This is a genomic window from Burkholderia sp. AU6039 (assembly GCF_002223365.1).
Taxonomy (GTDB): domain Bacteria; phylum Pseudomonadota; class Gammaproteobacteria; order Burkholderiales; family Burkholderiaceae; genus Burkholderia.
This window is the reverse complement of record NZ_NKFK01000005.1, coordinates 183688-210261: the sequence shown is the minus strand read 5'-3', so window position 1 is coordinate 210261 and position 26574 is coordinate 183688. Positions and strand designations below refer to the sequence as shown.

26 protein-coding genes and 1 pseudogene are annotated in these 26574 nt (G+C 66.4%); 13 read left to right on the top strand and 14 right to left on the bottom strand.

Going from position 1 to position 26574, the window contains the following annotated elements; all coding sequences use genetic code 11:
• Positions 1–193: 193 nt before the first annotated feature.
• The 4 genes from CFB39_RS18720 to CFB39_RS18705 all read right to left on the bottom strand — a co-directional run bounded on the left by CFB39_RS18720 (position 194) and on the right by CFB39_RS18705 (position 7537).
• Positions 194–2860, bottom strand: coding sequence for a GH92 family glycosyl hydrolase (locus CFB39_RS18720; protein ID WP_089473955.1), 2667 nt, complete (start codon positions 2858–2860; stop codon positions 194–196).
• 67 nt (positions 2861–2927) lie between these two features.
• Positions 2928–5399 (bottom strand): GH92 family glycosyl hydrolase, encoded by a 2472-nt coding sequence (locus CFB39_RS18715; protein WP_089473954.1) that lies wholly within the window; start codon positions 5397–5399, stop codon positions 2928–2930.
• A gap of 327 nt (positions 5400–5726) precedes the next feature.
• Positions 5727–6194: a cupin domain-containing protein gene (locus CFB39_RS18710; protein ID WP_089463605.1), complete on the bottom strand. Its 468-nt coding sequence runs from the start codon at positions 6192–6194 to the stop codon at positions 5727–5729.
• Between the two features lie 119 nt (positions 6195–6313).
• Complete coding sequence (locus tag CFB39_RS18705; protein WP_089473953.1) at positions 6314–7537, bottom strand: Zn-dependent hydrolase; 1224 nt, start codon at positions 7535–7537, stop codon at positions 6314–6316.
• 1 nt (position 7538) lies between these two features.
• On the opposite strand from CFB39_RS18705, the gene CFB39_RS40255 reads away from it, so the two are divergent.
• Together CFB39_RS40255 and CFB39_RS18700 are read left to right on the top strand one after the other, a co-directional pair.
• The gene (locus CFB39_RS40255) at positions 7539–7685 is read left to right on the top strand and encodes a hypothetical protein (RefSeq protein WP_179257698.1); all 147 of its coding nucleotides are present in this window, start codon (positions 7539–7541) and stop codon (positions 7683–7685) included.
• Entirely contained in the window at positions 7682–8599 is a 918-nt protein-coding gene (locus CFB39_RS18700; protein WP_089473952.1) for a LysR substrate-binding domain-containing protein, read from the top strand. Before CFB39_RS40255 ends, CFB39_RS18700 begins: the two co-directional genes overlap by 4 nt.
• A 3-nt stretch (positions 8600–8602) precedes the next feature.
• On the opposite strand, the gene CFB39_RS18695 is transcribed toward CFB39_RS18700, so the two are convergent.
• From CFB39_RS18695 to CFB39_RS18675, 5 genes and pseudogenes are all read right to left on the bottom strand, one after another.
• Positions 8603–9955 (bottom strand): aminotransferase class V-fold PLP-dependent enzyme, encoded by a 1353-nt coding sequence (locus CFB39_RS18695; RefSeq protein WP_089473951.1) that lies wholly within the window; start codon positions 9953–9955, stop codon positions 8603–8605.
• 20 nt (positions 9956–9975) lie between these two features.
• Positions 9976–10275: a helix-turn-helix transcriptional regulator gene (locus CFB39_RS18690; RefSeq protein ID WP_089473950.1), complete on the bottom strand. Its 300-nt coding sequence runs from the start codon at positions 10273–10275 to the stop codon at positions 9976–9978.
• Positions 10276–10744: 469 nt separating this feature from the next.
• Positions 10745–11164: pseudogene (locus CFB39_RS18685) on the bottom strand (type II toxin-antitoxin system VapC family toxin).
• Positions 11164–11415, bottom strand: a complete 252-nt coding sequence (locus CFB39_RS18680; protein WP_089473949.1) for a type II toxin-antitoxin system Phd/YefM family antitoxin — start codon at positions 11413–11415, stop codon at positions 11164–11166. Before CFB39_RS18680 ends, CFB39_RS18685 begins: the two are co-directional and overlap by 1 nt.
• Before the next feature lie 334 nt (positions 11416–11749).
• On the bottom strand, positions 11750–12634 hold the full coding sequence (locus CFB39_RS18675; RefSeq protein ID WP_089473948.1) for a LysR family transcriptional regulator: 885 nt from the start codon (positions 12632–12634) through the stop codon (positions 11750–11752).
• Between the two features lie 128 nt (positions 12635–12762).
• On the opposite strand from CFB39_RS18675, the gene CFB39_RS18670 reads away from it, so the two are divergent.
• Positions 12763–13800 carry an aldo/keto reductase gene (locus tag CFB39_RS18670; RefSeq protein ID WP_089473947.1) on the top strand — a complete coding sequence of 346 codons (1038 nt, stop codon included), beginning with the start codon at positions 12763–12765 and terminating at the stop codon, positions 13798–13800.
• Positions 13801–13842: 42 nt separating this feature from the next.
• Here CFB39_RS18670 and CFB39_RS18665 read toward each other — a convergent pair whose 3' ends face one another.
• Positions 13843–15507: an ABC transporter ATP-binding protein gene (locus CFB39_RS18665; RefSeq protein WP_089473946.1), complete on the bottom strand. Its 1665-nt coding sequence runs from the start codon at positions 15505–15507 to the stop codon at positions 13843–13845.
• A 356-nt stretch (positions 15508–15863) separates the two neighbouring features.
• Between CFB39_RS18665 and CFB39_RS18660 the strand changes: the two genes are divergently transcribed.
• The 3 genes from CFB39_RS18660 (at position 15864) to CFB39_RS40250 (ending at position 17013) form a co-directional block, all read left to right on the top strand.
• The gene (locus tag CFB39_RS18660; protein ID WP_089473945.1) at positions 15864–16340 is read left to right on the top strand and encodes a GNAT family N-acetyltransferase; all 477 of its coding nucleotides are present in this window, start codon (positions 15864–15866) and stop codon (positions 16338–16340) included.
• A 231-nt stretch (positions 16341–16571) separates the two neighbouring features.
• A complete protein-coding gene (locus CFB39_RS18655; RefSeq protein ID WP_089473944.1) occupies positions 16572–16835 on the top strand; it encodes a helix-turn-helix transcriptional regulator in 264 nt (87 codons plus the stop codon).
• 1 nt (position 16836) lies between these two features.
• Entirely contained in the window at positions 16837–17013 is a 177-nt protein-coding gene (locus tag CFB39_RS40250; RefSeq protein WP_179257697.1) for a hypothetical protein, read from the top strand.
• A 13-nt stretch (positions 17014–17026) separates the two neighbouring features.
• Here CFB39_RS40250 and CFB39_RS18645 read toward each other — a convergent pair whose 3' ends face one another.
• Positions 17027–17752: a class I SAM-dependent methyltransferase gene (locus tag CFB39_RS18645; RefSeq protein WP_089473942.1), complete on the bottom strand. Its 726-nt coding sequence runs from the start codon at positions 17750–17752 to the stop codon at positions 17027–17029.
• A gap of 193 nt (positions 17753–17945) precedes the next feature.
• Between CFB39_RS18645 and CFB39_RS18640 the strand changes: the two genes are divergently transcribed.
• The gene (locus tag CFB39_RS18640; protein WP_089473941.1) at positions 17946–18953 is read left to right on the top strand and encodes a hypothetical protein; all 1008 of its coding nucleotides are present in this window, start codon (positions 17946–17948) and stop codon (positions 18951–18953) included.
• A gap of 222 nt (positions 18954–19175) precedes the next feature.
• Positions 19176–19766, top strand: coding sequence for a DUF4410 domain-containing protein (locus CFB39_RS18635; RefSeq protein WP_089473940.1), 591 nt, complete (start codon positions 19176–19178; stop codon positions 19764–19766).
• A 98-nt stretch (positions 19767–19864) separates the two neighbouring features.
• Here the strand turns inward: CFB39_RS18635 and CFB39_RS18630 are convergent, their stop codons facing one another.
• Positions 19865–21175, bottom strand: a complete 1311-nt coding sequence (locus tag CFB39_RS18630; protein ID WP_089473939.1) for a nitrate/nitrite transporter — start codon at positions 21173–21175, stop codon at positions 19865–19867.
• A gap of 503 nt (positions 21176–21678) precedes the next feature.
• Here CFB39_RS18630 and CFB39_RS18625 point away from each other — a divergent pair.
• The 3 genes from CFB39_RS18625 to CFB39_RS18615 all read left to right on the top strand — a co-directional run bounded on the left by CFB39_RS18625 (position 21679) and on the right by CFB39_RS18615 (position 24150).
• Positions 21679–22488 carry a TlpA disulfide reductase family protein gene (locus CFB39_RS18625; RefSeq protein ID WP_089473938.1) on the top strand — a complete coding sequence of 270 codons (810 nt, stop codon included), beginning with the start codon at positions 21679–21681 and terminating at the stop codon, positions 22486–22488.
• A gap of 192 nt (positions 22489–22680) precedes the next feature.
• Positions 22681–23517 (top strand): ion transporter, encoded by an 837-nt coding sequence (locus tag CFB39_RS18620; protein WP_089473937.1) that lies wholly within the window; start codon positions 22681–22683, stop codon positions 23515–23517.
• A gap of 150 nt (positions 23518–23667) precedes the next feature.
• Positions 23668–24150, top strand: a complete 483-nt coding sequence (locus tag CFB39_RS18615; RefSeq protein WP_373452746.1) for a heme-binding protein — start codon at positions 23668–23670, stop codon at positions 24148–24150.
• Positions 24151–24153: 3 nt separating this feature from the next.
• Here the strand turns inward: CFB39_RS18615 and CFB39_RS18610 are convergent, their stop codons facing one another.
• Both CFB39_RS18610 and CFB39_RS18605 read right to left on the bottom strand, forming a co-directional pair.
• Positions 24154–24405: a hypothetical protein gene (locus tag CFB39_RS18610; RefSeq protein WP_089473935.1), complete on the bottom strand. Its 252-nt coding sequence runs from the start codon at positions 24403–24405 to the stop codon at positions 24154–24156.
• Between the two features lie 10 nt (positions 24406–24415).
• On the bottom strand, positions 24416–25084 hold the full coding sequence (locus CFB39_RS18605; protein WP_089473934.1) for a MarC family protein: 669 nt from the start codon (positions 25082–25084) through the stop codon (positions 24416–24418).
• Positions 25085–25419: 335 nt separating this feature from the next.
• On the opposite strand from CFB39_RS18605, the gene CFB39_RS40860 reads away from it, so the two are divergent.
• Positions 25420–25938, top strand: a complete 519-nt coding sequence (locus CFB39_RS40860) for an ATP-binding protein (RefSeq protein WP_256991417.1) — start codon at positions 25420–25422, stop codon at positions 25936–25938.
• A gap of 76 nt (positions 25939–26014) precedes the next feature.
• Positions 26015–26506 (top strand): hypothetical protein, encoded by a 492-nt coding sequence (locus CFB39_RS40855; RefSeq protein ID WP_241025820.1) that lies wholly within the window; start codon positions 26015–26017, stop codon positions 26504–26506.
• Positions 26507–26574: the final 68 nt, after the last annotated feature.

Sequence of the window (26574 nt, the reverse complement as noted above, 5' to 3'; positions counted from 1 at the left end):
GCTTGCTGTCGTGCCCCGCTTGCGTGTGGGCCGCCGAAGCAGTCACCGCGTTGGCGCATGGCGTCCCCGCCGCGCGGCCCGAGGACGGATCCCCTGGGCAGGCCGCTTCCTGCCTCGCGGCCGCGCCCCGCGCCGTCCCGTCAAATGAAGGGAAAGAGACGCGGCCCGCGTCGCCGCGGGCCACCTGCAGCCGCTACTTGCCGGCCAGCGCCAGCGATGGCGCGAGCGCGCTGTTCGGATCCTGCCCGTTCCAGTTGCCGACCCACGCGTCGTTCGGCGTCGAACCCATCACGAAGTCGAGCGTGCCGCCGGCCTTCATCTCGTCGTACGTGATGTACGGCCGATGCAGCGGCGTGCCGTTCAGGCTGACCGACTGGACATAGCGATTGACCGATGACGGCGCGCCGCCGCCGGCCGTATGCGCGGTCACCTTGAAGCGCCGCGTCGCGCCGAACTGCAGGTTCTTTCCGTCCCCGCCGCCCGACGCCACCGGAATGTCGATCGTCGCCTCCTCGAACAGCGGCGTGCCGAGGTAGAACACGCCGCCCACCGGATTCAGCGAATAAATGCCGAGCGCGGACAGCACGTACCACGCGGACAGTTGCCCGCAATCGTCGTTACCGGGAATCGCCGCATCACGCACGCGGCGCGGATCGGCCAGCGCGGCCTTCAGGCTGTCGCCGCTCAACAGCGCGCGATCGCCGGCCGTCAGCGTCAGCGAGTACATGTCGTCCATCACCGACCGCACGCGGTCCTGCGTCTTCGACGGCATGCCCGCGACGTCGTACAGGTACGGCAGGTGGTTCGCCGGCTCGTTCCCCGCGAAGAACTGGCCGCTGCGCCCGGTCAGGTCCGGAAAGCCCTGGTTGTTGAGGAAGGTCAGCGGATTGGCCGGATCGAACGTGCGGTCGAGCTGCGCGATGAACTGGCTCTTGCCGCCGAGCAGCGCCACGAGGCCGGGAAAGTCGTGGAAGATGTTCCACGTATCGACCCACGAATTCGATTCGGAGAAGTCCGTCTTCTCCGCCGCCGTCGGGTCGAAGCCCGCCACCCAGTTGCCCTGCGCATCCTTCGGCTGCGCAAACTTCCAGCCGTTGTTCGGCACCGGGTTGAACACGTTGCGGTAGTTCTGGCTGCGCTGCAGGTACGGCCGGTAGTCGGCCGTGCTCTTGCCCGCCGCTTTGCCGACCGCCGCCGTCGCCCAGTCGTCGAACGAATAATCCTGCGTCGTCGACACCGATGCGTTGTCGCCCGCGGTCACGTAGCCGCTCTGCCGGTACTGGTCGAAGCCGTGCGCGCTCGCGCTCTGCGTGGTCGTCAATGCAGTCCAGATGTCGTCGATGCCCGCGCTCGTCAGGTGCTTCAGGTATGCATCGGCGATCAGCGGGATCGACGGGTGGCCGGCCATCGTGAAGGTTTCCGTCTGCGCGAGCGGCCACACCGGCAGCTCGCCCTTGCCGTTCTGCCTGAACTGCGTGAGCAGCGACTTCACCCAGCCGTCGACGCGCTCGGGCTGCACCAGCGTCATCAACGGCGACTCGGCGCGGAAGGTGTCCCACAGCGAGAACGTCGACGAATAGTCGAAGCCCGGATTCGCATGCTTGCTCGTGGTCGGCGGCGACGTCGTGCCGTCGTTGGTCGAATCGGTGCCGACGTAGCTGCCGTCCGCGTTGTTGTAGACGGTCGGCGCGAGCATCGTGCGGTACAGCGACGTGTAGAACATCGTCCGCTGGTCGGCGCTGCCGCCCTTGATCCGGATCCGGTCGAGCGCGGCTCGCCACACGCGCTCGGCCGCGCCGCGCACCTGGTCGAACGACTTCGCGCCGACTTCCGCGGCGAGATTGGCCTGCGCATCCGCGATGCTCGACGGCGAGATGCCGACCTTCACCGTCACCGCGCCGCCGCTGTCGTTACCGTCGGCGAACGTCAGGTAGGCCTTGAAGCCGTCGGCGCTGAACGCGACGTGCTTCGTATCGAACGGCTTCGAGAAACGCGCGACGAAATACGTCGGCTTGTTGTTCGCCCAGTTGTTCGTGATCTCCCAGCCGGCGATCGTCTGCGCATCGAGCACCTGGATCTTGCCGGTCGCGGTCGAGCCGCCGATCGGGTTGTCGATGCTGACGATCATGCTGCGCTTCTGCGCGGCCGCGCTCGGGAAATATGTGTAGCGATGCACGCCCGCGTGCGTGGTGGCCGTCATCTCCGCGAGGATCTTCGCGCCCTGCACGTTCCACGGCGTGTTGCCGCTGCCGACCGGCGCCATCTTCACGCGGTAGTAGCCGGGGCTCGCGGTTTCGTCGTCGTGGCTGAACGACGCGTTATAGGTGATCGACGAATCGGCGGCGACCTTCGCCAGCGTCGCGGTATCGACCGGCGCCAACGTCGGCAGGAACCGCACTTCGCCGCCCGAGCCGATGCCGGTGCCCGACAGGTGCGTATGCGTGAAGCCGGTGATGAGCGGATCGTCGTACTGGTAGCCCGACGTGCGATCCCAGTTCCACGGCAGCGTGTGCGCGCCGCCGGTCGTGTCCGGCCCGAGCTGCACCATCCCGAACGGCACGGTCGCGCCCGGGTACACGTGGCCGTGGCCCCGCACACCGCTGCTCCAGTCCGCGTTGATGTCGAGATTCGCGGTGCCGATCATCGGGTCGACGCTGTGCAGCACCGACCGTTGGGTCGCGCCGCCGTTTTCGCCTTGATCGTTCTGGTCACCCTGGTCGTTCTGGTTGCCTTGATCGCTCTGGTTGCCTTGCACGTTCGACCGCTGCGCGAGCACGCTCGCATCCGTCGAACCCTGATCGCCCCCGCACCCCGACAACACGGCAAGGCACCCGATACCCACCACATGACGTAGCTTCATCCGTTCGTCCCTCCCTCTCTCTGCGTCGATCCTGTCGGCAAGAACCGCTCGTCGATCCCCCTGGCTGCTACGGCGCGCTGGCCGCCTGCGGGAACGACGGCATCGCGGATGCGTCGGTGCCCCAGGTCGTGGCGCTCGTGTCAGACGTCATCGCGTACGACAGCTTCCCACCCTTCGCGATCTGCTCGAACGGCAGCCACGCGGCCGAGTACGGTGCGCCGTTCAGCTTCAGCGACTTCACATAGAACGACGCGGCATCGCTGGAGCCGGCACCCGGCGCGACGATGTGCAGCAGACGGTAGCTGCCGTCCTTCTGCCCGACGCGCACCGTGATCTTCTCGAACTGCGGGCTCGACAGCGCGACGCCGCTCACGCCCGGCACGACCGGATAAAGACCGAGCGCGGCCCACACGTACCAGCCCGAGATCGCTCCGAGATCGTCGTTGCCCGGCAGCCCGGCTGCGCCGGTGCCGAACTCGTTCGCGAGCGATGCGTGCAGCACGCGCTGCGTATGCGACGGCGCACCGGCCCACGCATAGACCCACGGCACGGCCATCGTCACTTCGTTGCCGACGTAGAAATACGGCTGCACGGTGCCGATGTTCAGGTGCGTGAAGAACGTATCGAGCCGCTTGACGACCGGCGCGGCGCCGCCCGCCTGCGCGACCACGCCGGCGAGATCGTGCGGCACGTACCACGTGTACTGCTCCGAATTGCCTTCCATGAAGCCGGTGCCGTCGGTGACCCATGCGCCGGCCGACGTCTTCGGCTGGATCGCACCCTGGTCGAACAGGTTGCGCCAGTTGCCGCTCGACTTCAGCAGCGCGCCAGCCGTCGTCGTGTCGCCGAGCGCCGCCGCAAAGCGCGACACCGCGAAATCGCGCACCGCGTATTCGAGCGTGTTCGAGGCGGTCTGGTTGTCGCCCGAGCCCGACGACGGCACGTAGCCGAGCCGGTCGTAGTCCGCGCGGCTGCCCATCACCGGCGTGCCGGCGCAGGCGGCGCCCGGCGCCGTGCTGTTCTTCATGATCGACAGCGCAGCCTGTGTGTCGAAGTTCGTCGCGCCGAACGCATGCGCATTCGCGACGATGATCGAGCCCGCGTCGCCCGGCATCACGGCCGTCTCGGTATTGAAGTACGCCCAGCGCGGGAACGCGCCGCACGCCTTCGCATCGAGCACGAGCGATTGCACGATGTCGCTGGTGCGCACCGGATCGAGCAACGCCTGCAGCTGGATGAACGAGCGGTCGATGTCCCAGCCGGAGAAGTTCGCGTACATCGTGCGGCCTTTTTCTACCTGACGCGTCGGCGCGGCCGCTGCGCCGTTCGACGCGTAGAAATCCGGGTACTGGCCGTTCACGTCGTTGAACACGTTCGGGTGCAGCGACGCGTGATACAGAGCCGTGTAGAACCTCGTCTTGTCGGCGTCGCTGCCGCCCGTGACCTGGATCGCGTTCAGGCGCGTGTTCCACGCGGTGCTCGCCGCGCGGCGCACGGTGTCGAAACGCCAGTTCCGGTTGCCTTGCGCGTCCGTCTCAGGATTTTCCGCGCGCAGGTTCGCCTTCGCATTCGCTTCGCTGACGAACGAGATGCCGAGCTTCATCATCACGTCGGGATGCTTGCGGTCGACATTGAACGTCACCGTCACCGGGCTGTTGTTCGACAGCACCGGCTTCGACGCGAACGGCTGGCTGAATTCCGCGTAGTAGTAGACGGGCACCGCGTGCCCGGCCCAGCAGAACCCGCCGCCCGCGATCGTGCCCGACAACGCGCGGTCGCCGACCTGGCTGATCGTGTCGCTCGTCGTGCCCTGCGCGCGGTTGTTCAGCACGGTCGGATCGATCGCGATCGTCGCCTGCTGGCCCTGTGCGAGCGCCGGATACGTGAAGCGTGCGAAGCCGGTACGCACCGTCGTCGTCAGCTCGGCCTTGATGCCGTTGCCGAGCGTGACGCCGTAGTAGCCGGCCTGCGCGGTTTCGTTCGCGTGATTGAAGCTGGCCGGCGTGCCGGCGTCGCCCGGTGCGAGCTGCGGCATCACGTTCAGGTAGCCGCCGTTCGCCCAGCAGCCGGTGCCGCTCAGGTGCAGGATGCTGAATGCGTTGATCGACGTGTCGCCGTACCAGTAGCCGCCGGAGAAACCGGAGCCGTCGCCCTTGCTGCTGTCGTATTGGGCGGTCGGTGTCATCGGGCTCCATTGCATCATCCCGAACGGGACGGTCGGCCCCGGGAACGTGCCGCCGCCGAGACCCGATCCGACCGGGTCGGCCGGCTGGTCAGTCGCGTAGTCGGTGCCGATCAGCGGATTGACGTACTGCGCGACGTGGATGTCGGCGTTTTTCTTCGACGACTCGTTGCCGTTGCTGTTGTCGTTCTCGTTACCGTTGTCGTTGCCGCCGTTGCCATTTTCATTGCCCTGCGACTGCGCGGCAGCCGACAGGTTCGCCGCGGACACCGACGGTGAATCGCCATCACCGCCGCAGGCAGACAAGACCACGCACAGCGCCAGCAGCGCCGTTCCCAACCCCCAGTTCCTGGACATCGTCCGTCTCCGTATCGTTCTTGAATCTGGATATTGATTCGAACTACTGAGCTTTCAATCAGGATGCTTTTGATGAATTCCGCTTGCCCGGCCAATCGGTCGAAAATCCCGGCTGCGTGTCGTTATTTCCGAATGCGCGCACCTGGAAACAGACGCACCGGCATGTCGAAATACCGGCGCCCAGGAGCGGACAATGTGCACAAGCGTGCCCAAATAAACGCGTTTTCTCTACCCCGTGTTTTTACGAATTTTTATTTCGTTTATCTAAACACGAGGTCATTGATTCGGTTTTTATGTGGAATGGGGCGGTGAATGCGTGATTGGCGATCAAGGCTGCTTCGGCAGATCCACATAGTCCTCGAGCTCGCCGGCCACATAAAGCCGCTTGCCGAGTCGCGGGTATTCGCAGACGTCGTGTTCGAGCCGCTGCCCGCCGACGAGCAGCTCCAGCGGCGTATCGCCGGTGTTCTGCACCGTATGCGCTTCTCCGCCGCGCGGAAAGCCCAGAAAATCGCCCGGCCCGATTTCACTGGTGCGTTCACCGATCGTGACCGCGCCCGTCCCGGACAGCACGTACACGAACTCTTCTTCGTACAGGTGACGGTGATACTCGGCCGATTCGTGACCGGGCATCAGCGTGAGCAGGTGAACACCGAATTGCGTCAGGCCGGTCAGGTCGCTCAGTGTTCGCTTGAGCCGAACGGCATTGGGATTCAGCGAATGCACCGCGCGCGTCGGTTCCATCTTCGCAATATCGGCGGCCTTCAGCAGTTCCCGGGGAAAGGGAGTCGACATGGGGATCTCGCAAGCGTGAATGCTTCGGTTGAACGCGGCGCCGGCGTGGCGCGCGCAGCGGCCATTGTCCGACATTTTCACGCTTGCGGAGGGGTCGCAAACTCCGCCCTCGCACGCGGCTAACGCGCGCAATCGGCCAGCAGGTTCGCCAGCACCGATGCGCCTTGCGCGAGGTGCACCGGATCGGCCTCTTCCGCTTCGTTGTGGCTCAAGCCGGCCTTGCACGGCACGAACACCATCGCGGAAGGCGCGACGTACGACAGGTTCACCGCGTCGTGCCCCGCGCCGCTGCACATCTCCATGGACGGATAGCCGGCGGCCGCCGTTGCCTGCCGCACACGCTCGACGCATGCCGCATCGAACACCACCGGCTCGTATTCGGCGATCGTCTCTACCTGCACGCTCGTGCCGCGCAGCGCGGTGCGCTGCTTGCAGATCGCTTCGATGTCGGCGACCAGTTGCTGCAACGCCGGCCGCGACGGGTGACGCACGTCGACGCTGAACCGGACCTTGCCCGGAATCGTGCTCGGCGAATTCGGCTGGCACGCGACATGGCCGACCGTCACGCGCGCATCGGTATCGAAGGTATGACCGTGCTCGACGATCGCTGCGATCATCGCGGCCGCCGCGCCCATCGCGTCGCGGCGTACGCTCATCGGCGTCGTGCCTGCATGCGACTCGAAGCCGGTCACCGTGACGTCGAGTTCGTAGATGCCCTGCACGCCTGTCACGACGCCGATCGGCAAGCCGGCCTGCTCCAGCACCGGCCCTTGCTCGATATGCGCTTCGAAATACGCCTTCGGCATCTGCCGCTCGCGCGCGGGGCCAGCGAAGCCCGTGCGTTCGAGTTCGTCGCGCAGCAGCACGCCCGTCTGCATGCACGGGCGATCCAGTGCGTAGTCGAGATCCAGCGCGCCGGCATAGACGGCCGAGCCCATCATGCCAGGCGTGAAGCGCGAACCCTCTTCGTTGGTCCACGCGACGACGTCGATCGGATGCCGCGTTTCAATGCCATGCTCGTTCAGCGTACGAATCGCTTCGAGGCCCGCGAGCACGCCATAGACGCCGTCGAAGCGGCCGCCGAGCGGCTGCGTGTCGAGATGGCTGCCGCACGTCACGGGCGGCAAACCCGGTTCCGTGCCCGGCCGGCGCGCGAACACGTTGCCGATCGGATCGATGCGGATCTCGCAACCGGCTGCTTCGCACCACGCGATGAAGCGGCGCCTGCCGCGCGCGTCGTCGTCACTCAGCGCGAGCCGGCAGCTGCCGCCGTGCGCGGTCGCGCCGATCGTCGCCATCTCCATCAGCGAATCCCACAGCCGTTGCTGGTTAACGAGAATCATCGTGACCGCTCCTGAAAAGCACCGAGCATATACACTCGACCCAATAAGAAAAATCCAAGATTTCGTTGTGGACGATAACTTTTTCTTGTCACTCGGTGGTTGGCCCGGCACCCCGCGCTTCTTTCGTATTCTGATCGGTCATTCATGAAGCTCAAGCAGCTCGATGCGTTTCTCGCGGTCGCCGAGCATCGCACCATTCGCGGCGCGGCGCGCGCGCTCGGCGTCACGCAACCGGCGATCAGCAGCATCGTGCGCGAGCTCGAACAGGAGCTCGGCGTGCCGCTCGTCGTGCGCAGCGTGAAGGGAATCGAGCTGACCGATTACGGCAGCGCGTTTGCGATTCGCGCGCGGCTGATCGTCGAGGAGATCCAGCGCACGCGCGACGAAATCGAGCAGTTGCGGCTCGGCACGACCGGCTCGGTATCGATCGCGGTCAGCCCGACCGTCGCGCTGACGCTGCTGCCGCGTGCCTTCACCGCGTTCTCGCGCGACCTGCCCGGCGCCACGCTGAACGTCGACGATGCGCTGACCGCGACGGATCTCGCGCGGCTGCGCGACGGCTCGCTCGACTTCATCGTCACACATCAGCTGTCGAACGCGATACCGGACCCTGACGAATTCGCGAGCATTCCGTTGTTCCGGACGGCGTTCGCAGTCGTCGCGAGAAGCCGGCATCGGCTCGCGCGCGCCCGCTCGCTGCGCGAGCTCGTCGATGCGCACTGGTGCGTGCCGCGCTACGGCGACGAGGGAGACGATCTGGTGCGCTCGATCTTCATGCCGCTCGGCATCGACGTGCCGAAGCGGGTGGTCCACTGCCCGTCGTTTGCCGCGACGCTCGGGCTCGTGTCGCAAACGGATGCGCTCGGCGTGTTCGCGCGGCCGCTCGCCGACGTCGAACGCAAGTCACGCGGCATCGTCGCGCTGGAACTCGCCGAGCCGATGCCCGCATTGACGGTCGCGATCGTGATGCGGCGGCATGCGCTGCTGACGCCGGCCGCACTGCATTTCATCGAGTGCCTGAAGGGCGCGGCTGCAACCGTTCAGGGCACGGACGGCGCATGATGCTCAGCGCACGTGCACGCCGCGCAGCTCCGTCAGCAAGGCCACGAGACGATCGATGTGCGCGTCTTCGGTGCGCCACGACGACACACTGATCCGGAATGCCGGCCGCCCCTGCCACACCGTCGCGCCGAACCACACGTCGCCCGACGCCTGCGCGGCCGCGAGGATTGCCGCCGTTTCATCGTCGGTGCCGGCGCGCACCAGCACCTGGTTCAGCACGACACGGTTCAGCACGTCGTAGCCGGCGGCACGCAGGCCGTCCGCGACCCGCGCCGCCTGCGCGCAATGCCGCTCGACCATCGTGGCCACGCCGGCGCGGCCGAGTGAACGCAGCGCGGCCCACACGGGAATGCCGCGCGCGCGCCGCGAGAACTCGAGGTTCAGGTTCTTCTGCGCGTCCTGCGCGCCGCTCAGGTACACGGCGTCGCTGTTCATCGCGGTCGCGAGCGCGGCCGCGTCGCGGCAGATCACCATCGCGCCGTCGTACGGCGTGTTGAGCCACTTGTGGCCGTCGGTGGTCCAGCTGTCCGCGCCGTCGATGCCGTCCGTCAGCGCACGCTTCGACGAGGCGCGGGCCCACAGGCCGAACGCGCCGTCGACGTGCACCCACGCCCCGGCCGCCTTCGCGGGCGGAATCAGCGCCGCGAACGGATCGAACTCGCCCGTGTTCACTTCGCCGGCCTGCACGCAGAGGATCGTCATGTCGTCGAGCGCCGGCAGCTGTGCCGGATCGATCCGGCCATGCGCGTCGACCGGCGCGACGATGAGGCGCTTCATCCCGAAACCGAGCACGCGCAGCGCCTTCTTCACCGTGATGTGCGCCAGCTCGGAGATCACGACCTTCACTTCGGGCGCGCCGATCAGGCCATCCGCATCGACGTCCCAGCCCTTGCGCGCGAGCAGCGCGCGCCGCGCGGCCACCAGCGCGACGAGCGTGCAGGCCGTCGCGCTCGTGCCGAAACCGACCGCGCTGCCTTCGGGCAACCCGAGCACGTCGACGACCCAGCGCGCGGCCTGGCGCTCGATCGTCGCGGCCACCGGCGAATTCGCATAGGACGATGCGCACTGGTCCCACGCGAGCATCAACCGCTCGGCCGCCGCCGCGGCCGGCAGCGTGGCGCCGATCACGAAGCCGAAGTAGTTCGGGCCGTTCGACGCGACGGTCGCGGGCGTGCCGCGCTCGTCGAGCAGGCGCAGCACGTCGTTGGCCGGGCCGCCCGTATCGGGCAGCGGCTCGTCGAACGCCGCCAGGCCGGCCAAGGCGGCCGCGTCGGGAAACGCGCGCCGCTCGTTCGTCGCGGCCAGATACGCGTGCGCGCGCCGGTCGGCGTCGGCCAGCAATGCAAGTTCGTCCATGTCGGTTGCCTCGTGGGGAATCAGAGTTGCAAAAGATCGCGGCCGAGCTGCTGCAGCGCGCCGTCGATCCGCTTGTAGTACGTGAACTTGCCGACGCGGGTCGCCTGCACGAGCCCCGCATCCGCGAGGATGCGCATGTGGCGCGTGGTCGTGGCCGGCGCGATGCCGAGCTTCTCGGTGATGTACGTGCAGCACACGCCGAGTTCGTCGAAATCGCCGTGCGGCTGCGGCGGGAAATGCTCGCGCGGCTGCTTGAGCCAGCGCATCACGGCCAGGCGGCTTTCGTTGGCCAGTGCGCTGATACGGGTGACGTCGTCCATGGGTTCGGTTTCATTTAACGTTTTGAATATTAGCTAAATGACGAAATGTGTGCAATTGGTTCGAAGGGCGACTTGAGCTGACGCTGGGGTGTATTGGGCCGCCGTATCGGCACCGGATGCGATCGCGGCAAGCGCGCAGCTGCAACGCGTTGCACACAGCGCCGGGAACACGCTTCAGCTCGCCGTCAATGCCGAGCGGCCATTCCGCATACAAGTCGGGCCCGAAACGCATTGCGATCCGTCATGTGCGGCAGGATCGTCCCGACGCGCCTGCCTGCCGTGTGCGGCGCGCACACCACGCGCCGCGCACGGCCGAGCGAGCGGCCGCGCAATGCACTATCCGTTGGCCCGGCCCATCCGCCAGTGCGGGGGATGCAAGGGGTGCGCGGAAGCGTTACCGTGAAATGCATGCGCGGTCTGTCAACGAACCCGCGGCCGTTTCATTGTTCGAGAGGGAGGGTTCGCTAGCTCAATCCCACGGATTAACGATAGGAACGCCGGTTTCAACAAAATCGGCGACATTGCGCGTCACGACGGTCATGCCATGCACGAGCGCCGTTGCGGCAATGAGTGCGTCCCGCTCCGACCGCCGATCCGGTACATGGAGTCGTGCGCATCGTTGTGCGACCGCAGTATCAACCGGCAGCACGCGACCCGCGAACTCCGGCAGGACATGCCCGTCAAGCCATGCCCGCAGAAGCGCACCTTGAGCCGTGTCCCGGCGTTCGATTTGCAAGACGCCTGTCTCCAGCTCCATGATCGTGATTGCCGAGACAAAAAGCGTGGGTGCGTCGACGGTTGAACTCCAGGCCGCCAGGCCTTTGTCCGCCTTGCCGGTTCACACCTTCCGGAGTTCCGAAACAACGTTGGTATCGAGGACGAACATCATCAAAAATCAACCGGTTTGATACCGATCTCCACGCGCGGAGGGGCAAACTCGACGTCCTCGACACCGGGCATGGCCAACGCGTCGGCAATGTTGCGCCGTTGCTGCGTGAGACGCTGGTATTCCTCGAAACTCAGCAGCACATGGGCAGGCCTGCCACGATCCGTAATGAACACCGGGCCATCCTTCGCTGCCTTCTTCGCTTTGGTCACATCCTGGTTGAGTTCGCGACTCGAGAGCGTTGTGATGGTCATCATGGACTCCTCAAACCAATCAATGTAGGTATGTTGCTACAGCAAATGAGATTGCGCGGCATTGCCTGCTCCGGTTGATCCGGCCCCGTGAGCGTCTTCTTCATCGATACCTCGTGCACCTGCGTACGAGCTCCGTTGCCGGCGGCAAAGTCCTCTGGCAGGAAGCGCGATACGCACCGCTATGAATCGTTTCCGTTCAATCACGCGCATCCGATTCCGAGGACAACCCATGCCGAGTTTCGCCGTTGCCGAAGCGAACTCGCCACAATGACCACCCGAAGGGCACGAAATTGGCGTCGTCACGTCGAGTCCGACGCAATTACATCCAACACGTTCACGCCGCCAGCGCCTGCGCCAGCCGTTCGATCAGCGCCCGCACCCGCCGCGGCTGCACGGCGTTGCCCGGATAGACGATCTGCAGATCGACGTCGCCCGGCGAGAACGCGCGCAGGACTTCCACGAGCGCGCCGGACGCCAGATCCTGCTCGACGTCGACCAGCGACTTCAGCGCAACACCATGCCCCGCGACGCACCACGCGCGCACGAGTGCGCCGTCGTTGGCCACCCGCCTGCCGCGCACCGTCACGCGCCGGGGTTCGCCATCGATGCTGAACGGCCATTCGGCATACAGGTCCTGCCCGAAGCGCATCACGATGCAGTCGTGTGCGGCAAGATCGTCCGGATGCCGCGGCGTGCCGTGCGCCGCGAGATACGCGGGCGACGCGCACACGACGCGCCGCGCGCGGCCGAGCGAACGGCTGCGCAGCGAACTGTCGGCGAGCACCCCGCGACGGATCGCGAAATCCAGCCCCTGCCCGACGACATCCACGTAGCCGTCACCGAGATGCAGGTCGACCGTGACGCCCGGATGCTCGGCGAGGAACGCGTCGACGACGGGCACCACGCGCTCGCGCCCGAGATCGGCCGGCGCGCTCAGGCGCACCGGCCCCGACAAGGTCTGCACGCCGAGCCGCACACGGCCTTCGAGTTCGTCGGCCTCCGCCAGCAGGCGCCGCGCGCCGTCGACGAGCGTGCGGCCTTCGTCGGTCAGGCTGATCGCGCGCGTCGTGCGCGTGAGCAGCGCCGCGCCGTAGTGGCGCTCGAGCGCGGTCAGCCGCTCGGACACGGTGGCCGGCGACAGCCCGAACTCGCGGCCCGCCGCGGCCAGTCCGCCCTTCTCCACGATGCGCAGGAACAGCGCGAGATTGTCGAGCAGCATTATTCGCCCCTTCCGAACGATATTTTCGAAGTCTGGCCAATTATCCGAAATATCCGCAAGCGATACAGTGTGCCAACGCTGGCCTCGCGGCCGCCCCTCGACACGTCGCCCCCCAAAGGAAACCCGCCATGGAATACCGCACCCTCGGCCGCTCCGGCCTCAAGGTTCCTGCCCTGAGCTTCGGCGCCGGCACGTTCGGCGGCACCGGCCCGCTGTTCAGCGCCTGGGGCAACACGGGCGTCGATGAAGCGCGCCGCCTGATCGACATCTGCCTCGAAGCCGGCGTGAACCTGTTCGACACGGCCGACGTGTATTCGGACGGCGAATCCGAGCGCGTGCTCGGCGCCGCGATCAACGGACGTCGCGACCAGGTGCTGATCTCGACGAAAACGGGCCTGCCGACCGGCAGCGGCCCGAACGACGCGGGAACGTCGCGCGCGCGGCTGGTCCGCGCCGTCGACGACGCGCTGCGCCGCATCGACACCGACTACATCGACCTGCTGCAACTCCACGCGTTCGATGCGAGCACGCCGGTCGAGGAAGTGATGTCGACGCTCGACGATCTCGTGCGCGCGGGCAAGCTGCGCTACATCGGCGTGTCCAACTTCTCGGGGTGGCAGATCATGAAGTCGCTGGCGGTGGCCGATCGGCACGGCTGGTCGCGTTACGTGGCGAACCAGGTCTATTACTCGCTCGTCGGCCGCGACTACGAGTGGGACCTGATGCCGCTCGGCGCCGACCAGGGGCTCGGCGCACTCGTCTGGAGCCCGCTCGGCTGGGGCCGGCTCACCGGCAAGATCCGGCGCAACACGCCGCTACCCGAAGGCAGCCGCCTGCATGAAACGGCCGGCTTCGGGCCGCCGATCGACGATGCGCGCCTGTACGACGTGGTCGATGCGCTCGACGCGATCGCCGAGGAAACCGGCAAGACCGTGCCGCAGATCGCGCTGAACTGGCTGCTGCAGCGCCCGACGGTGTCGTCGGTGATCATCGGCGCACGCAACGAGGAACAACTGCGGCAGAACCTCGGCGCGGTCGGCTGGACGCTGACCGATGCGCAGGTCGCGAAGCTCGATGCGACGAGCGCGGTGCAAGCGCCTTATCCGTACTTTCCGTATCGCCGCCAGCAGGCGTTCGCGCAACTCAATCCGCCGCTGCGCGGGTAGGCGCCGACGGCCGGCGGAGCCTGCGAACGCGGTCGTGCAGCGCTACGCCGGCACACGCGCGTCGCCGAGCCGCACGACCTTGTCGGCCGGCCCGATGACCGAGCGCCGATGCGTGATCGCCACGACCGTGACGTCGCGGGCCAGCAGCCGCACGTGTTCCATGATGTCGCGCTCGGTGGCTTCGTCGAGCGCGGAACTCGCTTCGTCGAGAAACAGCACGGTCGGCTCGCCATACAGCGCACGGGCAATCGCGATGCGCTGGCGCTCGCCGCCGGACAGCTTCAGCCCGCGCTCGCCCACCGTCGTGCGGAAGCCGTCCGGCAGGCTCTCGATGAACGTCAGGATCGTCGCCTTCGCCGCCGCTTCACGCAGACCCTGCGCATCGCGCGGCCGGCCGAGCAGGATGTTGTCTTCCAGGCTTTCGTTCAGCAGCACGACATCCTGCGGCACGACGGCCACCGCGCCGTACCAGTCGGCGCGATCGATCTCGGCGAGATCGACGCCGTCGACGAGAATGCGCCCGCCGGTCGGCTCGATCGACTTCAGCGCGAGCTTGAAGACGGTGGATTTCCCCGCGCCGGTTTCGCCGACGAGGAACGTGATCGCCCCCCGTTCAGCGACGAAGTCGACGTCGGTCACGCCGCGGCCGTTGTCGTACGCATAGGCGACGCGCTCGAACACGATGCGCCCGTCGCGCGGCGCGAACGCCGACGCATGCGACACCTGCCGTTCCTCGGGCGCCGTCCACAGCGCCGCGAACGGCACGAGCGCCGCGCGGGAGCGTGCGCACTCGTCGACGGCGCGCGCGATCATTTCGAACGGCTGGTTCAGTTGCAGCAGCAACGTGTTGAACAACACGATGTCGCCGATCGACAGCGCGCCCGCCGCATGGCGCGGCAGCAGCAGCCAGAACGTCACCGCGAACTGGATCGCGAGGCCGAGCCCCAGCACCGCGAGATAGCGGACGTGCTGCAGCACATACGCGCGCCAGCTGTCGCGCACGACGCGCGCCTTCTCCGAGAAACGTTCGTTCATCCAGCGATGGCTGCCGAAATGCCGGAGCGTCTCCATCGCATTGATCGCGCCGCCGACGAAGCGCGCATTCTCCTGCCCGGCCTCGATCGCGCGATCGAGGAACGCGCGCGAGCGCCGCGCGCCGACGATCGCGATCGTCACCGCGACCGCACCGTAGGCGGCGGTGATCACCACGACCTCGACGTTGATCAGGGCGCCGAGCGTGACGAGCGTCAGCACGATCTGCAGCGTGCCGGGGATCAGCTCCATCAGGCTCAGCAGCACGAGCACCGACAGCGCCCGGCTGCCGCGCTGGTTCGCGTTCTGGATTTCGGCGGGATTGTGCTCGACGAAGAAGGCCGTGGTCTTCTTCAGGATGCGCTCGAAAAAGCGCGTGCTGGTGATGAAGCCCAGGTTCTCCGAGCTCATGAACGCCAGGTACTGCACCACGCGTTGCAGCGCGCTGGACAAGCCCAGCAGCACCGCGTAAAGCACGAAGCCCGGGATCAGCGCGTGGAGCACGCCGCGGTGCGACAGCGCGTCGATCAGGCGCGAGAACAGATAGGGGGCGGCAACCGCACTCGCGCTCGACAGGAGGACGACCGCCACGACCGTCAGCAACATCAGCCGATCGGCCTTCCAGTAGGCCCGCAGGACCTCGGTGATCGGATGCGACGCACGGGTGTCGTTCATGGCGGGATGAACCGGGCGCGGCGCAGCCCGGATGGCGGCGATGGGCGAAAAAGTCTAACAGAGTGACAAGCGTGGCGTGGTGGCGTGTGGGGCGGTATGGCGGCGGGTGTCGCGCGGAAGAAAGCCCACTGCTCGGGGATGCGCGGGGATTGAACCCGACAGCCCCAAGCGCAGCCGGCATGATCGCCGCGGGTTCTGGCCGACGGCCAGCGTCATGAGAGTTTGGCGGATCGTGGCACCATGAAATGCGGTCATCATGGGCCTACCCATGGGGCCGCGAACTTCCTATCGTGGAGACCTGCGACGCGCCGGCCGGATCGGCGGCGCACCCTCTTCTCATCGACAGGTTCGCCAACATGAACGCCAACGACACCGGACTGACCGTACGCGCGGTCACCGAACACGACTACGACCAGTGGCTGCCGCTGTGGGACGGCTATAACCGCTTCTACGGCCGCTTCGACGACACGGCGCTGCCGCTGCGCATCACGCAACTCACGTGGTCGCGCTTCTTCGACGGTTACGAACCCGTGCATGCGCTCGTCGCCGAGCGCGACGACAGGCTCGTCGGGCTCGTGCATTTCCTGTATCACCGCAGCACGACGCATATCGGGCCGACCTGCTACCTGCAGGACCTGTTCACGCTCGACAGCGAGCGTGGCAAGGGCGTCGGCCGTGCGCTGATCGAAGCCGTGTACGACGCCGCGCGTGCGCATCGCGCCGAGCGCGTGTACTGGCAGACGCACGAAACGAATCACACGGCGATGCGGCTCTACGACACCGTCGCGGCAAAGCCGGGGGCCGTGCTCTATCGGAAGGAGCTGTCGCGCTGAGTTGAACGGCGAGGCGTGGGCAAGCCCCCGCTCCTGAATCGCCCCCCTGATGGAATGCCACGCCCCCTCGTCGGAACCGTCATCTCGATCAGCTTAGTAGCCCAAGGGACACAAAATCGCCCTTCTGGCCAGATTTTGTATCCCTTGGGCTACAGTTCTTTTCTACCAATTTGTAGCAAAAGGGCTACAATCGAAGCCAATCTGGCAATTTTTGATGCCCTGGGGCTACAAATGACGACATTGGCCGATGTTGGAGAGATGCTGAAAGATGCTCGCCACTCAGCGGGGCTTTCGCAGCAAGAGCTGGCCGAACACGCCGGCGTCGCACGTACGACAGTCGCTCGCATGGAAACGCTTGCGCGAGGCGACATGAGCGTATCTGCGCTCGTTCGTCTCCTTGAGGCCGCCGGCTATGACCTGCGGGCGGTGAAGCGCGGACACGCGCGCACGCTCGACGACGTGCTGGCCGAGCAGCGCACGATGGGAGATGCGTGACATGCGCCTTCACGTCTATGTCAAAGGCAAGCGCGTCGCTCATCTCTATCGCCAGGCGGACGACTATGCGTTGCGCTACATCGAAGCTGCCGGATTCTCGGACGCAGATCGGGCCGATACCGCGAGACAGGTCATCGGTCGCTCGGAATTGCTGGCAGATCCCGACAAGGGGAATTGAGGCCCGGCGAAATTCACCCTACCGGCCGCGCCTTCATCCACAGAAACAGCGGCACGCGCGCCCACTGCTTCAACTGATCCGTATCGGCATGGTCGGGCGGCGGCTCGCGCAGCGACACGATCGCGAACCCGGCCGCTTCCAGCGCCTCCATGTACGCCTGCAGCGGCAGCGACCAGCCGGCGAAGTGCATCGACAGCCCGTCGCGCGTTTCCACGCCATCGAAATGCTCCCGCCCGAAATAGCTGCCCTTCAGCACGAACGGCGCATCCGGTTGCGGCCCCGCGAACCCGCCGCGATCGCGGAACGGATGCACGAGCGAGATGAACAGCGTCCCGCCCGGCTTCAGCACGCGGCGCGCTTCGTTCAATGCGCGCTGCATGTCGTCGAAATCCATCAGCACGTTGTACGCCATCACGAGATCGAAGCTGGCCGCGTCGAACGGCAGCGACGCCGCGTCGGCCAGCTTGTAGCGATGCGCGGAATCCGCGTGACGCGCGGCGTCGAGCATCGCGGGCACCACGTCGGTCGCGGTCACGTCGTAGCCGAGCGCCTTCAGCTCGCGGCTCACGCGGCCTTCGCCGCAGCCGATCTCCAGCGCGCGGCCGGTGTCGCGGCCAATATAGGCCGCGAGCCCCACGCGGTATTTCCAGAACGCGTCGTGCCCCGGCTTGCCGGCCCAGTCGATCCATTGGTCGGCGACCTGCGTCCAGTGTTCGGTGATGGCTGTCGTGTCGGTCATGTGCGCTCCCGCCCGGTGTGCGTCGTTGGCTCAGGTTGCGCATGGTAAGCCGAAGCGGCGGAACGCGTCGGCGGGGTGCGCCGCGCAACCGGTTTCCGTTTCCGGCTGCGACGTTCTACAGTGACATAAAACAATCTGCGCCGTTGCACGTCGCCGCCGCCCGACGATGCGCACCCGATTCCGAGGACATCCCATGCCGAGCATCCTGGCCGCGCCCGCCAATCTCCCCCCGAGCCCCGTCGCGGCGGAAACGCGCATGGTGCACGACGTCGCGACGCTCAAGCCGTCCGACTACCGTGGGGCGGACGGTGCGTCGTGGGTCATCGCCACCGTCACGCCGGCCGCGGACAGCGGCACGAATGTGACCGGCACGACCTACTTCGACACCGCGAAAGGCCGGACCGTCCCGGTGCCTGACGCGCGGCGCCGCTATGCGAATCGCGGCACGTGGGAGGTCGTCGCGAGTTCGGGCCCTTCCGTGCCCGCCACCGGCCGCTACGACTGGCTGACGCTCGCGTGGCTGCCGATCAACCGGCGGCCGCTGCCGCAAACGCCCGAGCACCTGTATTCGCCGTTCATTCGCGGCGGCACGATCGTGTATCGATGGAATCCGGCCGCGGAAGGCGGCGAACAGTTCGGCAACGTGCGGATGATCTTTCCGGAATGGACGCAGCAGGTGGCCGATGCGTTGCGGGCCGCTTCGGCAGCGTCGCCGGACGAGGCGAACGCGCCGGCCGCACCGCCGCCGCTCGATCGCCTGAAAGCGGACACGAATCCGATGACCGCCGTGCTCGACTTCAGCGATGCACTACGCGATGAACCGGTCGAGAAGATCGTCGCGCGGATGCCCGCGTTGCTACGCGTGAAGGATCTGCACGAACTGTCGGCGATCGTGTTCCTGTGCCTGTCCGGATCACGCGCGGAAGACCGGCCGCGCTTCGCGGCAATGATCAACGGCTCGATCGCGTCGACCGACGACAGCGCGCGCCTGCTCGCGATCGCCTATGGCGCGTTCGCGGCCGGCCGGGCGCGGCCTTATCCATTCAACGATGCGGGGCAGACGGCGCGGATCAACGACGTGTTCGGCGCGTTGAAGCGGCGCACGGCGGCACTCAATGTGCCGGTTGGGGAAGGTTCGCCCTGGTATGAGTTCTTCACGGCGTATCGGCTCGGCGACGCGATGTCCGGCACAGGGCAATGAGTGACCGCGGCGGCCCGCGCCGCGACGGCAAGACCCGATCACGGGTGTGAGAAATCTTTCGCCGCGCAGTCGCCGGCTCTTTCATGCATGCCAAACGCGGCGATGAAGCCATGCCGACTCGATTGCCGATCTTTTCGACCTTTTGAATCGAATCGTCCGGTGTTAAATTCCCGCCCGGCCACAGAGCCACCTCAAATAACCCGAACTAAAAAAGACCAAATCATGAAATCTGTATTCCGTCATGCCGCGCTGGCACTGGTAACGATCGGCTTCCTGTCGGGCTGCGCGAGCAGCGTGACACGCGACGCCAGCGATCAGGCGGGGGCCATCGCAACGGCATCGACGCCCAAATTCGGCTCGAAGCCCGTGATCGTGCAAGTCACGCTCGACAACGCCGCGCAGGAAGCGCTGAAAGACAACCTGAAATTCAGCCCCGAGAACCTGAAAGGGAAAATCGAAAGCGCACTGGCCGCTCGCAAGCTGCTGGCAAAGGCGGATTCGACCGATGCAATGCACCTGAACGTGGAAGTCACCGGCATTCGCGTGCGCTCGAGCTTCTCGGCCGTCATGTTCGGCTTCATGGCGGGCAACGATCATGTCGACGGCACCGTGACGCTCGTCGACGCCGACAATCATCAAGTCGACCGCTTCAAGGTGTCGGCTTCGTATGCGCTCGGCGGTATCGCCGGCGGCATGGACGATACGCGCATGAACTGGCTCTACGAGACATTCACCGAGAAGACGCTGACGACGCTCGAACCGGCGGCTGACGCGCAACAACAGGCAGACGCCGCGCAGGCGAAGAAGCTGTAATCGTCGACGCCCGCCGGGCCGCACATGCGCGGCTCGTCGGGCGGTCACCCCGGCGCGCGCCGCTTCGACGACGAAGCGGATATCGACCGGGGCAACGTTCAGCGGGCGTGTTCGTCCTTCAGCATGCCCTTCAGCAGCAGACACGCGCCCCCACCCACCGCGCTCACGCACGCGACATAGCCGAAGTACAGCTGATAACCGTGCATGCCCGGATACGCGGTCGTCAACCAGCCGTTCAGCAACGGCAGGAACACGTCGGGCGAATAGCCGAGCAGCGAGATGATGCCGATCGCAAGCCCCGTGATGCGAGCCGGCACGTCGCAGCGTTCGAGCACGCTCCAGTACAGCCCGCGCACCGCATACGTCAGCAGGCCGATCACGATCACGACGCCCACGAGCAACGCGATCTGGTTGAACGACGGAAACACGATCAACCCGACGAACGCGAGCGCCGCGCAGAACAGCGCGCCGCCGAGCACGTTCAGCGTGCCGATGCAATCGCCGACGAAGCCGCCGCCGATGCCGCCGATCGGCCGCATCCACAGCTTCAGCGACGCGATGAAGCCGGCCGCGACGATCGACATGCCGACGCCCTTCTGCTGCAGATACGGGGAAATGCTGTAGGTCGCCCACGACAGGTGGTAGCCGCAGAACACGATCAGCGCGAACACCCACAGCCGGCGATTGCGCGCGAGCGTCAGCAGGTCGCGGCCGAGGTGGCCTTGCTCCGCTGTCGCCGCATCGTGCGCCGGCGACCCACCCGCATCCTTGACGAACAGCAGCAGCGCGCCGAGCGCGATGCATACCGCCGAATAACCGACGACCACCTGCCGGAACGCGCCGCCGTGCGACACGCTGCGCGTGTCGACGAGCCAGGCGAACAGCGCGAGCGACGCGGTCGCCAGCAGCGCCTCGATCAACCCGCGACCGCCGTCGAGAAACCCGAAGAACCGGCCCTGCTCGCTCGGCCGCGCGATCGTCTTCACGCGCTTGATCACGGATGCCCAGAACGTCAGGCCCGTCGTCACGCCCCAGCCGCAGAAGATCACCATCAACGTCGCATACGACGGCGCGCTCGCATTCGCATACCAGAAGCCGAGCGCGCCGGTGCCGGCGAGCGAGAAGCTGATCAGCCAGCGCGGCGGCAGGCGATCGGCAAGCCAGCCGCTCGGCAGGTAACAGACGAGGAAGGTGGTGCCGAGCGCCGAATAGAGATAACCGAGCTGCGTGCGCGTGATCTGGAACAGGTCCAGCATCGTGTCCTGGTAGAACTGGCGCAGGTACAGCATCGGGTAGATCGCGCCGGCCGCGCAAACGAGCAGCGCAAGCTGCACATAGCGGCCCGCGGAGGCAGTCGTGGCGGTGTCGCCCGGGTGCGCGGTGCGAAGTGCCGCGTCATGGTTCGTCATGTGTCTCCTCCATCGGGTGATTCCCGCCGGCTGTCGGCCGGCGTCGTGCAGTGCGCGAGTGAATGCCCGGTGCTCGCATCTGGCAGCGGTCCTATTCCGTTTGATCAGCCGACAGGAGTCGGTTCGCGGCCGCGCCCGCCGGCCGCCACCAGGCATTCACGCCCGCACGCATGACCATAAAAAATCGGCCGCCCGGGGAAGAGCGGCCGTCAAGGAGAGATCCCTGTTCGGGATGCCGGCGGACACCACTCCGGACCGGCCTGGGTATTGTTGATGAACGCGATTCCGACGACCATCAGACCGGTCTGATTTGCAGCCTGCCCGCCTGCAAATCACGGAGTCCTGAGCCCGCCAGCTCGCTCGAATCCGCAACGCGCCGTTACGTTCTCGACGGGAACCCCCATACGCGGCGACCTGTCGAATCGCCGCACGACCGTCGACGGCTTCATCGCCGTGGCGGACAATCCCTTCTCCAGCCCCGCTCGATCACGTCCCGCCCTTTCATGCTGAGCATTGGTCCCTTCTCGATCCGCGTCGTCGCGGTAGCCGTCGCCGCGCTGCTCGCGTGGCTCGTCGCCCGTTTCATCCAGCGTCGCCCGCCGGACGGACATCACAAGACCGCATCGAGCCTGATCCTCGATGCGTTGCTGTTCGGCCTGCTCGCCGCACGTATCGGCTACGTCGCGCAGTGGTGGCACGAATACGCCGCCGCGCCGCGCTCGATCATCGCGCTCGGCGACGGCGGCTTCGACTGGCGCATCGGCCTCGCGGCGGGAATCGTGTTCGCGGGCTGGCGCCTGCGCCGCCTGACCGCGCTGCGTCGCCCGGTGATGGCCGGCATGCTCGCGGGCGTGGCCGCATGGGGCATCGCGCAGGGCACGTTCACCACGTTGCAGCACGGCGCGCCGCCGCTTGCCGCGTTGCAGCTCGAAGCGCTCGATGCCACGCCGGTGCCGGTGCAACGCTTCGCGGGCAAGCCCGTCGTCGTGAACCTGTGGGCCACGTGGTGCCCGCCGTGCCAGCGCGAAATGCCGATCCTTGCGCAAGCGCAGCAGGAGCATCCGGGGATGACGGTGCTGATGGTCAACCAGGGCGAAGACGCGCAGGCGGTGCGCGCGTTCCTCGAACAGAAAGGGCTGCGGTTCGATCACGTGCTGCTCGATCGCACGCTGCACGCGATGAAAACCTACGGTTCGCGCGGGCTGCCGACGACACTCTTCTTCGACGCGACAGGCAATCTCGTCGAATCGCACATGGGCGAGATCACCGCCGCGCGGCTGAAGGATGCCGTGGCGGACCGCTTCGGCCAGTAACGCGCGTCGTCCGAAGGGCAGCCGCGCCTTCACGTCCGCGCCTCGACCGCAGCCACGGGGCCGGGCCGGGACTTGTTCCGGCAGATGGATGCGCTGCACGCGTAAGGCCGGATCGCGCGCGGCGGAAAGCGCGACGCCGAAATCAGACTCGTCCGATTGGCCGTGCCGGATGCGATCCGTAAACTCCGGCGCATGATTTCCGCACTCCAGTCCACCTTCGACGCGCTGCGCGACACCGTCGCGCGTTGCACCCGGCGCCCCGCGTTCCTCCGCAACCTCGACATCGTGGTGCTCGCACTGATCGTCGCGAGCGTGCTCGTCGTGATGGCCGACAGCGTGCACGACCTGCACGAACGGTACGGCCACGCACTCTATGCGGCCGAATGGGCATTTACGCTGCTGTTCACGGCCGAATACGTGGTGCGATTGCTATCCGCACCCAAGCCGCTTCACTACGCGCGCAGCTTCTTCGGCATCGTCGATCTCGTGTCGATCCTGCCCACCTATCTCGCGTTCTTCTTCCCCGGCCTGCATGCGCTGATCGACGTACGGCTGCTCCGGCTATTGCGCGTGTTCCGCATCCTCGGGCTGTCGATCTATCTCGAGGAAGGGCAGATGCTGATGCGGGCGCTGACCCGCGCGCGGCGCAAGATCTTCGTGTTCATCGGCGGGATGTTCGTGCTGACCGTGATTCTCGGCACCGTGATCTTTCTCGTCGAAGGGCCCGAGAACGGCATCACGAGCATTCCGGTGGGCGTGTACTGGGCGGCCGTGACGATGAGCACGACCGGCTATGGCGACCTGACGCCGCATACGCCGCTCGGCCGGCTCATCACGTCGTGCGCGATCCTGCTCGGCTACGGGATCATCGCGTTTCCGACCGGGATCATGGGCGCGGAGCTGGTGGCGTCGGCGCTGGAGCGCACGCGTGTCAACGCACGGCCGGCCACGGGCGATGAACCGTGCTGCCCGCATTGCGGTGTCGCGCTGCCTGCAAGCGGTGCTGCCGATACGCCGCATCCAAAATAAGCCCCGTCCTATTCAGCTTCATCGCCCCCTGGTCGAAACTGGGCGCATCGAGCGGTTCGGTCGCTGCATCGCCGGTCATCACGACACGCGATGCGCACCGTGAATCCACCGCTCGTCTTTCTGCCATTTCGATAAGGAATTCACATGATCATTCGATCGACCCTGGTGACGCTCGCCGCTGCCACGCTGACGACCGCCGCTTCCGCACAAGTCCTTCAGGAAAAGAACCTGCCGCTGAACCTCGCCAGCGAAATCGCGCAGCAGGCCGTGCAGGCCTGCTCCGCCAACGGCTACAACGTGGCCGTGACCGTGGTCGATCGCAGCGGTCTCGCACGCGTCGTGCTGCGTGGCGACAACGCGGGGCTGCATACCGTCGACGCATCGAAGCGCAAGGCCTACACCGCGCTGTCGACGAAGACGCCGACCGGTACGCTTGCCACGAACCTGCAGAAGAACCCGGCCGCCGCGCAGATGACGGCCATCGACGGGTTCCTGGTGCTGGGCGGCGGCGTGCCGATCAAGGCCGGCGACGAAGTGATCGGCGCGGTGGGTGTGGGCGGTGCGCCGGGCGGGCATCTTGATGAAGCCTGTGCGCAGCAGGGGATCGCGCGCGTTCAGGCGAAGTTGCTGTAACGGCTATGCCCGGATTCCGGCAAGTCGAACCGGCGGCGCAACGTTACGGCGTGACGACTCCGGTTCCGGGCGCCGCCGTGGAATGTCTGCCATGCCGGACCGTGTTCCGCCCAACGCCGCCAGGCGTCTGGCGGCCTCGACACGCACCAGCGTGTTGATGACCTCCCGCAATAAGTCCGCTTCGTTCATCCCTGGTCCGGCCGTTTGCACGGCCTTCGCAAAGAGATTGCCGTCGATCGTCACGGTGAGCCACATGGCCTGCCCCTCATCCCGCCTGCCCGCCCAGCGTCTGCGCGAACGCCGCCAGCCCCGTCAGCATGATCTGCACACCCACACACAGCAGCAGGAACGCCGACACCCGCATCGCCACTTTCGTCCCCTCGCTGCCGAGATAGCGCGCGAGCGTCGTCGCGCGGCTGTAGATCTGCCAGATCGCGAACGCGACGAGCGCCGCGACCGCGATCGACACCACGCCCGACATCAGGTAATCCGCGGCCTTCCGGGCGCGGTTTGCATGCAGCGCGATGCCGGCCGCGATCGAGCCGGGGCCGATCGTCAGCGGCACCGTGAGCGGGAAGAATGCACGCGCCATCAGCTTCGGCAGATCGTCGCCATGCACGGCACTGTCGCCACCCGGCACGTCGGGCGCGTTGAGCATCGACCAGCCGGCCACGGCCACCGCGAAGCCGCCGCCGATCCGCAGCGCCTCCATCGAAATCCCGAAGAAGTTCAGCACCGGCGCACCGATGAAAAAAATCACGAGCAGCGTGAAGAACACGTTCGTCGCGAGCTGTTTCGACAGCGTCGCGCGCTCGGCCTCCATCAGCGATTGCGTGCGTTCGAGAAACACGAACGCCATGCCGAACGGATTGATGATGCCGATCAGGCCGGTGAAGCCAAACAGGATTTCGGGGATCAGGCGGTCGACCGGCATCGCGATCGTGCTCCTCGATAACGGTGAGGGAATAAAAAAAGGCGACCGGTCGAGATAACCGGCCGCCAGGAGGACACACCTCAAAGTCCGGCGCGCGCGGGGGGCGCGCCGACCCGCAGAACCCCGATTGTCGATGAAGCGCGGTGAGCGGGAAATCAGTCAGGTCTGATTTTGCGGGACGATGTTCGATGCGATTCCCTCATGCGAATGGCGCGAAGGGTCGCGCTGCATTTCGGGCGCACGCTGAAGAACACCAATCAAAAAAGCGGCGGCCAGTCGTGACGAGCGGCCGCCCAAGAAATTAGAAAATTCCACGAGTCGTCGCGGCGCGTGGAGTGAACGCACCACGTGTCGGCAGCAACGTAGCGGCACCGACGTACCCCGGCGCAGCGACGGTCGCGCTTTCCGCGTCGGCATCGGCGGTCGATGCGACGCCGGTGACGATCCGCGTCAGCAATTCGGGAATCGGGACGACACCCGACCAGCTCGCGCACATATTCGAACCCTTCGCGCAAGCCGACAGGTCGATCGCGCGACGATTCGGGGGCACCGGCATCGGGCTGGCGCTGAGCCACAAGCTCGTCGAATCGCTGGGCGGCAACATCGTGGTGGACAGCGTGTCGGGCGTCGGCTCGACTTTCGTCATTACGCTGCCGCTCGGTCACCGTCCGGGCGCCGCGTGCGCCGATGTGAACGCGGATGCCCCCAATGCCCGCGTGATGTTCGTCGACGCCAACCCGGTGAACCGTCCGCTGACTCACGACCAGCTCGACGTCCTAGGCTATCCGGCCGACGTCGCGTCAGCGTCGCGGCGGCGCTCGACCTCGTCGATCGACATGACTATGCGCTCGTGATGACCGACCTCAACATGCCGGGGCTCGACGGCCATGCGTTTACGCGGGTGTTGCGTGAGCGCGGCCGATTCTCGCGGTGACGGCCCATGCCGAGCCGGATGAATTGCGTTTCGCGCGGGAAGCGGGGATCGACGAGATTGTCGCGAAACCGACGTCGTTGAAGTCCCTGGAGCTGGCGATCACGAAGCACACGGGTCCATCACAGGCGCCGCATTCCTCACCGCCATCGCGCCGGTATGGGCCGCTGCCTCATGATCTGCACAAGGTGCTTCCCGACACCGCGTACCGGTCGAATGGCGCAATCGCACGGGCGCTCCAGGACGGTGACTTGAAGGCTGCCCGAGCGGAGATTCACAGCATGCGCGGCGCTTTCGCGACGATCGGCGAGCATGAGATCTCCGGTCTGCGCGCATCGATGGAAGCGTTGGCGCTGGCGGGCGACGCCGCGGCGTTCGCGCGTGAGTTCGAGCGATATCGGCACGACGCGAAAGAGATCCTCGTGCGACGTGCGGCTGGCGAGTCGCAACAGTCGGCTGACACGTTTTCTGACATATCGGCGATGAGGTGACGAAGCGGTTCGCCAGCGCAACTGCCCCGGAATCGTTGGACTTCAAGCGCGCAAGACATCGGCCGAAC

Excerpts from the sequence above, each read along its gene's own strand:
- CFB39_RS18700 (WP_089473952.1), top strand. The coding sequence starts at position 7,682 with ATGAAGCTCAAGCAGCTCGATGCGTTTCTCGCGGTCGCCGAGCATCGC.
- CFB39_RS18720 (WP_089473955.1), bottom strand. The coding sequence starts at position 2,860 with ATGAAGCTACGTCATGTGGTGGGTATCGGGTGCCTTGCCGTGTTGTCG.
- CFB39_RS18660 (WP_089473945.1), top strand. The coding sequence starts at position 15,864 with ATGAACGCCAACGACACCGGACTGACCGTACGCGCGGTCACCGAACAC.
- CFB39_RS18675 (WP_089473948.1), bottom strand. The coding sequence starts at position 12,634 with ATGCTGCTCGACAATCTCGCGCTGTTCCTGCGCATCGTGGAGAAGGGC.
- CFB39_RS18715 (WP_089473954.1), bottom strand. The coding sequence starts at position 5,399 with ATGTCCAGGAACTGGGGGTTGGGAACGGCGCTGCTGGCGCTGTGCGTG.
- CFB39_RS18655 (WP_089473944.1), top strand. The coding sequence starts at position 16,572 with ATGACGACATTGGCCGATGTTGGAGAGATGCTGAAAGATGCTCGCCAC.
- CFB39_RS18605 (WP_089473934.1), bottom strand. The coding sequence starts at position 25,084 with ATGCCGGTCGACCGCCTGATCCCCGAAATCCTGTTTGGCTTCACCGGC.
- CFB39_RS18710 (WP_089463605.1), bottom strand. The coding sequence starts at position 6,194 with ATGTCGACTCCCTTTCCCCGGGAACTGCTGAAGGCCGCCGATATTGCG.
- CFB39_RS18610 (WP_089473935.1), bottom strand. The coding sequence starts at position 24,405 with ATGTGGCTCACCGTGACGATCGACGGCAATCTCTTTGCGAAGGCCGTG.
- CFB39_RS18695 (WP_089473951.1), bottom strand. The coding sequence starts at position 9,955 with ATGGACGAACTTGCATTGCTGGCCGACGCCGACCGGCGCGCGCACGCG.
- CFB39_RS18625 (WP_089473938.1), top strand. The coding sequence starts at position 21,679 with ATGCTGAGCATTGGTCCCTTCTCGATCCGCGTCGTCGCGGTAGCCGTC.
- CFB39_RS18680 (WP_089473949.1), bottom strand. The coding sequence starts at position 11,415 with ATGACCATCACAACGCTCTCGAGTCGCGAACTCAACCAGGATGTGACC.
- CFB39_RS18665 (WP_089473946.1), bottom strand. The coding sequence starts at position 15,507 with ATGAACGACACCCGTGCGTCGCATCCGATCACCGAGGTCCTGCGGGCC.
- CFB39_RS18670 (WP_089473947.1), top strand. The coding sequence starts at position 12,763 with ATGGAATACCGCACCCTCGGCCGCTCCGGCCTCAAGGTTCCTGCCCTG.
- CFB39_RS18690 (WP_089473950.1), bottom strand. The coding sequence starts at position 10,275 with ATGGACGACGTCACCCGTATCAGCGCACTGGCCAACGAAAGCCGCCTG.
- CFB39_RS18630 (WP_089473939.1), bottom strand. The coding sequence starts at position 21,175 with ATGACGAACCATGACGCGGCACTTCGCACCGCGCACCCGGGCGACACC.
- CFB39_RS18645 (WP_089473942.1), bottom strand. The coding sequence starts at position 17,752 with ATGACCGACACGACAGCCATCACCGAACACTGGACGCAGGTCGCCGAC.
- CFB39_RS18620 (WP_089473937.1), top strand. The coding sequence starts at position 22,681 with ATGATTTCCGCACTCCAGTCCACCTTCGACGCGCTGCGCGACACCGTC.
- CFB39_RS18640 (WP_089473941.1), top strand. The coding sequence starts at position 17,946 with ATGCCGAGCATCCTGGCCGCGCCCGCCAATCTCCCCCCGAGCCCCGTC.
- CFB39_RS18635 (WP_089473940.1), top strand. The coding sequence starts at position 19,176 with ATGAAATCTGTATTCCGTCATGCCGCGCTGGCACTGGTAACGATCGGC.
- CFB39_RS40250 (WP_179257697.1), top strand. The coding sequence starts at position 16,837 with ATGCGCCTTCACGTCTATGTCAAAGGCAAGCGCGTCGCTCATCTCTAT.
- CFB39_RS18705 (WP_089473953.1), bottom strand. The coding sequence starts at position 7,537 with ATGATTCTCGTTAACCAGCAACGGCTGTGGGATTCGCTGATGGAGATG.